This is a genomic window from Flavobacterium sp., from assembly GCF_044377315.1.
Taxonomy (GTDB): Bacteria; Bacteroidota; Bacteroidia; order Flavobacteriales; family Flavobacteriaceae; genus Flavobacterium.
The window spans coordinates 22031-29432 of sequence record NZ_JBILJG010000034.1 but is presented as its reverse complement, the minus strand read 5'-3'; the positions used below and the strand labels follow the sequence as shown (position 1 = coordinate 29432).

5 protein-coding genes are annotated in these 7402 nt (G+C 29.9%); 4 read left to right on the top strand and 1 reads right to left on the bottom strand.

Annotated elements, in window-relative coordinates; genetic code table 11:
- The 4 genes from ACIQ66_RS10290 to ACIQ66_RS10275 form a co-directional block, all read left to right on the top strand.
- Positions 1-1668: T9SS type B sorting domain-containing protein (locus ACIQ66_RS10290; RefSeq protein ID WP_396212711.1), on the top strand; the 1668-nt coding region annotated here is incomplete at its 5' end.
- A 114-nt stretch (positions 1669-1782) separates the two neighbouring features.
- Positions 1783-3396 (top strand): helix-turn-helix domain-containing protein, encoded by a 1614-nt coding sequence (locus tag ACIQ66_RS10285; RefSeq protein WP_396212710.1) that lies wholly within the window; start codon positions 1783-1785, stop codon positions 3394-3396.
- Positions 3383-4534, top strand: coding sequence for a tetratricopeptide repeat protein (locus ACIQ66_RS10280; protein ID WP_396212709.1), 1152 nt, complete (start codon positions 3383-3385; stop codon positions 4532-4534). Before ACIQ66_RS10285 ends, ACIQ66_RS10280 begins: the two co-directional genes overlap by 14 nt.
- Positions 4535-4966: 432 nt before the next feature.
- On the top strand, positions 4967-6559 hold the full coding sequence (locus ACIQ66_RS10275; protein ID WP_396212708.1) for an Ig-like domain-containing protein: 1593 nt from the start codon (positions 4967-4969) through the stop codon (positions 6557-6559).
- An 8-nt stretch (positions 6560-6567) separates the two neighbouring features.
- Here ACIQ66_RS10275 and ACIQ66_RS10270 read toward each other — a convergent pair whose 3' ends face one another.
- On the bottom strand, positions 6568-7332 hold the full coding sequence (locus tag ACIQ66_RS10270; RefSeq protein WP_396212707.1) for a nitrilase family protein: 765 nt from the start codon (positions 7330-7332) through the stop codon (positions 6568-6570).
- Positions 7333-7402 lie beyond the last annotated feature (70 nt).

Sequence of the window (7402 nt, the reverse complement as noted above, 5' to 3'; positions counted from 1 at the left end):
ACAGGAAAAAAGGAGTTGAATCCTGTTTTATTAACTACTACAGTTTACAATTTAGTAAGTGTAACTTTAGGATGTACACAACTTTTTTCAAATAGTGTAACAATAACGGTTAATCCATTGCCAACAGTACAGATTCAAACTTCTAACACATCTATTTGTTCTGGTGGATCTGCTACAATTAGTTTTAACGGCACTCCCAATTCGTTAGTTACTTTCACTACCAACGGGAGTTCACCAGAAACAATAACACTTGGAAATAACGGATTATTTTCAATAACAAAAACCAATATCACTACTACATCATCATATGATTTAGTAAGTGTTACTTCAAGTGGAATGCCAGCTTGTACTAAACTTATTTCTGGGTCAATGACCGTTACCGTAAAATCTATGGCAACGGTTGTAATAAATGCAACGCAAACGGCTATTTGCTCAAATTATCAAACTAGTATAGCTCTATCTAGTCTAGATACAACAACTACTTTTTCGTGGACAGTGGTTCAAAACGGTGTTACTGGTGCGCAAGCTGGTAATGGAACTTTAATATCTCAAACTTTAGTTACAACATCAAGTTTGGTTTCAGGAACTGCAACTTATAAAATAATTCCAGATAATGGTTGTGAAGGAACACCAGTTTATGTAACTATTACCGTAAATCCTTCACCAACTGTTGTTGCCAATTCGTTTTTTAGTATTTGTAGTGAAGAAACAATTAATATTCTTTTAGGAACAACAGTACCTGGAACAACTTTTACTTGGACTGTAGTTCAAAATGGAGTAACAGGTGCTTCCGATGGTTCAGCGGTAAGTATTGGACAAACACTTTCTACAACAAGCAATGCAGTCGGAACGGCTGTTTATTCGATTATTCCAAAAGCTAATAATTGCATAGGACTTCCATTTTCTATAACTGTTGAGGTTAATCCTAGTCCAAGCTTAACTCTAGAAGATGGTATTGTTTGTTTGGACGACATAACAGGTAATCCAATAAATTCACATACATTTTATACTGGTTTGAACAATACTATTTATAATTTTGAATGGTTTTATAACGGGAATCTTATACCGCTTCAAACGCAAAGTTCAGTAACAGTTAATCAACTAGGGACTTATAGTGTTATTGCAACAAATACTGTTACTGGATGTTTTTCTGACACAATTACTGCTAATTTAGTTGGTTCAACACCAGGAAAATCTTTATTGATAAATCATTCTTCGGCATTTAGTGATAATCCTTTTGTAGAAATAAATGTTATTGGCGGTGATGGAAATTATCAATACCAACTTGATAACGGATTTTTTCAAACTTCACCATTGTTTTATGGTATTATTCCTGGTGAGCATGAAGTTAGAGTTATAGATTCTTTAAGATGTACCAATTTAACAGGTACTTTTACAACCATTGGTTTTATACCTTTTTTCACTCCTAATGGTGACGGATATAATGATACATGGAATATTAATGGTTTGGAAAACAATCCCAAATCAAACATTAATATTTTTGATCGCTATGGCAAATTAATTAAAAACATTAAACCCAATTCAACTGGTTGGGATGGAACTTTTAACGGGCAACAATTACTTTCAACAGATTATTGGTTTACTATCGACTATGTCGAAAATGGTGAAAGTAAAGTTTTTAAATCACACTTCTCTTTAAAAAGATAAGTGTGATTTATAGCCTATTTTTGAATGCTGTTTTTTAAATAGCATTTTTTTTGTCTAAAATAGCTACATTTGTAAAGATATTTCAATTTGTAATTGTTGTTTTCTTCTTTATAAATGAAAAAAAATAGAAATATATACAAGTTTATTCTAACTGCTTTATTGCTAATTGTAGGGCTCCTAAACGGGCTTTGGTCTCAAAACACTATCAAACAAAAGATGTTGTTTAATGAGTCTGAAACTTTATGCAACTCCAAACCTGATGAAGCCATTAAAATTGGTAAATTACTTTTAAACAGTAATTCTACAGATAAAGAAAAGGCTAAAATAAATTTGCTGTTTGCCAAAATTTATCAAGTAAAAGGCAATTACAACACCGCATTGACCTATTTATTTGAAGTAAATAAAAATCCCTTATCGGTCGAAAAAGAAGATTTAATTGAAGCAAATATCAGAAAAGCTAAAATTTTAAGATTATTATATTTAGATAATCAATCTAAAAAATACTTGAGAGTTGCATCCGATAATATTCAACTTATTGATGATAAAAAGAAGCAAAAAAGTATTTATCCACGCATAGTTATTGAAAAAACATTACTTCTTATTGAACGTCAAAATTTTGTTGAAGCATCTCGTTTAATTAACAAAGAAGAAATTAAGTTTGTTGACGAACTTCAGGAAAGTAATGATTTGAATAAAGATTATCTAATTGCCAAAGGGAAAATTTACATTGGACTTAATAATTATGATAAGGCACTATATTATTTTAATCAATTAAAAGCAGTAATTCTCAAAGACAAAAATAGCAATAAAATTGATGATATTAACTGTAATATTGGTTTAGCTAACGTTTTTTTCCAAAAGAAAAATTATCAAGAAGCTATTAGTTTGTTGCAAAAATCTTTACTGATATCTAAAGAGTTAGATAATTTATATTTATCTGAAATAATTCATAAAAACTTAGCTTCCAATTATTTAGCCATAAATAATGAGGTTGATTATAAGGCTAACAATACCGATTTGCTTGAGATAAGTGTAGAATTTGAAAATCAAGAACAAGAAGCGCTTAATACAGCTCACAACCTTATAACACAAGAATATGATGATTTGTATGAATTCAACCGCAAAAAATTTAACAATAAACGATACATTTTTCTAGGTTCTTCTTTAGTTATATTGTTGTTTTGTTTTATTTTTTGGTACAAACAGTTTTCTAATAAAAAACGCCTTAAAGAAATAATAAACTATCTAGAAATTACTAGAAAAAACAGCATTATCGGAAAAGTTGAAAAAGAAGTTGATAAGAAAGAAGTAAATAAGAGAATTATTATTCCTATAGAAACAGAAAACAGTTTACTTGTTAAGCTAAAACGTTTCGAAAATTCTTCTAGATTTATTAATAAAGAGATGTCGCTGGCTGTTCTGGCAGGGCAATTAGACACAAATACTAAATATCTTTCGGAGATAATCAACAAGCATTATAATGTCAATTTTAATGGGTATATCAACAAATTAAGAATTAATTTTATAGTCAATAAGCTAAAATCGGATCCTAATTTTATGAACTATAAGATAAGTTATTTAGCCGAAACTTGTGGTTTTTCATCACATAGTACATTTGCCACAATTTTTAAATCTATAACTGGAATTACACCTATAACTTTTATTGAGCTTTTAAAAAAGGAAAAAGAAGAAGGAATAACTTCAAATAGTGATTATGAAAACGAATAAAAGAACATATATACTAGCTGCTCTATTCTTTCTGTCATTGTTTTCTGGCAATTTCGGTTATTCGCAAGGGGCAAAAAAAATAGATAGTATTATAAAAGTTAATTCTAGTCAAATTTATGAAAATCCGGACAAGGTTATAGCGGTTGGAAAGCAAATTGTAAATCAAGCTGGTAATGATATTGATTCTAAAATAAAAGGGTACAAAATTATTTCTGACGCTTATTCGTCTAAACGAGATTACCAAAAATCATTAGAAAATGTTATAAAAGCCGAACAACTTTTAGATAAAACGTCTAATAAATTATTGAAAATTTCTATTATTGTTAAGGCCGGTATTCAGTACCATCAGCTAAAAATATATGATAAATCAATGCAATTTTTGGATCAATCAGAAAAAATGTGCTTGGAATATCCAGCTCGAGATTCGGTCAAAATATATTTGGGAATTAATTATATTTTAAGAGGATTTATCTACAAAGAAAAATTGAACTGTGACATCGCAATTGCTTATTTCAATAAAGGAATTAATGAAATTATTACTATAAAAGACAAAAGCAACTTAAGTAAGGTAAGTATTGCAAAATACAATATCGCAAATTGTTATATTCTTATGTCCGAAAATGATCTCGCTATTCAAAGTTTTAAAGAATCTATTGTTTATGCAAAGATTACAAACGCCGTTAGTCTTAAAGCCTTTGCCCTTAAGGGATTAGCACAAGTTTACACGCTTCAAAGTCAGTATAAAGAAGCGATAGAACAATTACTTGAAGCTAGAAGTATTTCTAGTAATGTAAATGATTTAGTATTAGATCAAGAAATTTACAAAGGATTAGCCGAAAATTATTTGGCATTAAACGATTGGGAAAAATATAAAAATTACTACTCAAAATATCTAAATACACAATCAAAACTAAAAGAAAGCGAGCGAAAATCAATAAGTAATTTGCTTATCGAAAAAGAGAAAGAAGTTAATAACACTATTAATCAAAACTTTTCAAATTTTATATTTTGGTTTTGGTTTTTTATTATGTCAATAGCATTAATAGTATTTATTATTTCCAATCAAAAAAGTAAAAAAACAATTAGTGACTTATCAACCAAAATTGACACAATGCAAAAAGAAGATTCGAGTCATTAATTTTGGGCGGTAGTAATTAGTGTAGTAAGTTTAAAGAGTAAGATAATTGCTGTTTTCATAGTGTTGGGTTTTCCCCCACCCCAGCCCTCTAGATTCTTACAGAATGACATGAGGGAGATGTTGTGGGATTGTGTTGTTAATTAATTATTTTGGCTTTATTCTAATTAATATATTAAAACACATAGAAACATAGAAATTAAAAAGCCTAAAAAAGAGCTTTGCTTTATATAGAATTACTTCGTCTGTTCGACCTTTGGTCTCGAGTCATAGCTTTGAAGAAATATTAGTTTCTAAAAAAATTATCACAACTATTTTATTCAAATAAAACTCAAAACAACTATTTAATCTGCATGTATTAATAATTCTATAAAAAGTTTCAATAACAATAAATATAATTGTTATTTTGTAGCTAGTTAAAAAATACATTCTGTTTTGAAGAACTATATAAAAATTTTTGCAATTCTTTTTTCCATTCTTATAGCTAGTTGTGCCAAACGTGGCTCTATTAGTGGCGGACTAAAAGACACGATTGCACCTGTAATGAAGGTTAGCGTGCCTAAAAATTTTAGTACCAATTTTACAGGCAAAACCATCAAACTGACTTTTGACGAATATGTGAAACTGAAGAATGTAAACAAACAATTGATTGTTTCACCGCCAATGACAACGACTCCTGATATTTCGCCAATTACGGCTAGCAAGTATATTACCATCAATATAAAGGATACGCTGCAACCTAATACGACTTATAGTTTTAACTTTGGACAAAGTATAGAAGATAATAACGAAGGCAATCCGTATAAACAATTCAAATATGTTTTTTCGACAGGAAGTTATATTGATTCATTGAAATTGAGTGGGAAAATTAAAGATGCAATCGATATAAAAACCGATAATTTTGTGTCGGTTTTATTATATGAAATCAATGAAAAGTACAATGATTCGGTGGTTTACAAGCAGAAACCTAGATATGTAACCAATACGTTAGACAGCGCAACTACTTTTCAGTTAGAAAATCTAAAAGCTGGAAAATATCTTTTGGTTGCCTTGAAAGATATAAATGGAAATTTCAAATTTGATTCGAAAACAGAGAAAATTGGGTTTCATAAACACTATGTTTCTATTCCGAATGATACGTTATATGAAATAGAATTATTCAAAGAAAAACAGGTTTTCAAATCGGAAAAACCTTCGCAAGCATCTAATAACAGAGCTTTAATTGGTTATAGTGGCGATTATAAAGGTGCTAAAGTGACGCTAAAAAAAGGGGACAAAATCATTTCGAGTAGGGTTTCTAAGTTTCAGGAAAAAGATTCGGTTCAAGTTTGGTTTAAACGTGCTGATATGGATTCTGTTTCGGTAAATGTTACCAAAGACAAGTATTCGGCAGATTATAATTTGAAACTAAAAAAACAAAAGATCGATTCGCTAAGCATAACGCCAAAACAAAATGGAATTTTAAATTTCAGAGATAAATTTGCTTTGAAAACCTCGATTCCGATAACCAAAATTGATAATTCTAAAATCACGTTTATCAATAAAGATTCGATAGCAGTAAAATTTGAAACTGCCTACAACGAGTGGAATCAGGAAATCGAATTCAATTTTGAAAAAGAACCTTTGCAAAAATACAAACTCAAAATTTTGCCAGGCGCATTTGTTGATTTTTACGAAAAAGAAAATGATAGTTTAAAATTTATCTTTTCGACCAAAAACGTAACCGATTACGGAAATCTTAGATTAAAACTCGAAAATGTAAAATCATTTCCGGTAATTGTAGAATTAACCAACAAAGAAGGCAAGGTTTTATATACCGAATATGCCGAAAAAAGTGGTCAAGTAAACTTTGATTTGGTCGAGCCAGCTCTTTTTACTTTACGAATTATCTACGACGAAAATGGCAATAAAGAATGGGATTCGGGTAATTTTATAGCCAAAAAACAATCGGAAGAAGTCATTTATTTCCCAAAAGAAATTGACATAAGGGCCAATTGGGATGTCGAACAAATTTTTGACTTGAAGTGATGTTGGATTTAGTTTATTGTAAATTCATCTCTGTCATTTAAAAAAGCTAATTTACTTCTTGTCTCATCTTGTTTTTCCTTGTCTATTTCTACAATAAAAACACCTTCTTTTTCTTGTGGTTCTATCAAATAATTTCCTAAAAAATCGATGACTTGTGAGTGACCAACATATTCTAAATTGTTGTTGTCATTTCCTATTCGGTTAACGCCAATTACGTAACTCATGTTTTCTACTGCTCTTGCTTTTAGCAAAATATCCCAAGCATTTACGCGTGTTTTTGGCCAATTGGCAACATATAGTAGTAAGTCATAATTCTCAACATTTCTTGCAAAAACAGGAAAACGTAAATCATAACAGATAAGCGGACAAATTTTAAAACCTTTGTAAGTAATAATCAATTTTTCTTTGCCAGAGGTGTAAACTTTGTCTTCGCTAGCTAGTGTAAAAAGGTGTCGTTTGTCATAAAAGTCAATTTTGCCGTCGGGAAAAACAAAAAGCAATCGGTTGTAATAGTTGTCATTTTCTGTAATTACTAAACTTCCGGTAATAGCGCAATTTTTGGTTTTTGCTAGTTTTATTAGTAAAGAAACGGTTTCGCCTTGCATGGTTTCGGCAACTTTTTTCGAATTCATAGTAAAACCAGACGTGAACATTTCAGGTAAAACTATCAAATCAATTTCTTCTGTTATAGCATTGATTTTTTGCTCGAAATTAGTTCGATTTTCTGCTGGATTTTCCCAAACAAGCGTTGTGTTGAATAAGGCAATTTTCATATTGTAAAGTTAAAAAAAACTTCTGTCAAATTAACGTAAGTTTTTAGTTGTATTTTTATTTTACCATATT

Coding starts and splice junctions, on each gene's coding strand:
- ACIQ66_RS10280 (WP_396212709.1), top strand. CDS start 3,383: ATGAAAACGAATAAAAGAACATATATACTAGCTGCTCTATTCTTTCTG.
- ACIQ66_RS10270 (WP_396212707.1), bottom strand. CDS start 7,332: ATGAAAATTGCCTTATTCAACACAACGCTTGTTTGGGAAAATCCAGCA.
- ACIQ66_RS10285 (WP_396212710.1), top strand. CDS start 1,783: ATGAAAAAAAATAGAAATATATACAAGTTTATTCTAACTGCTTTATTG.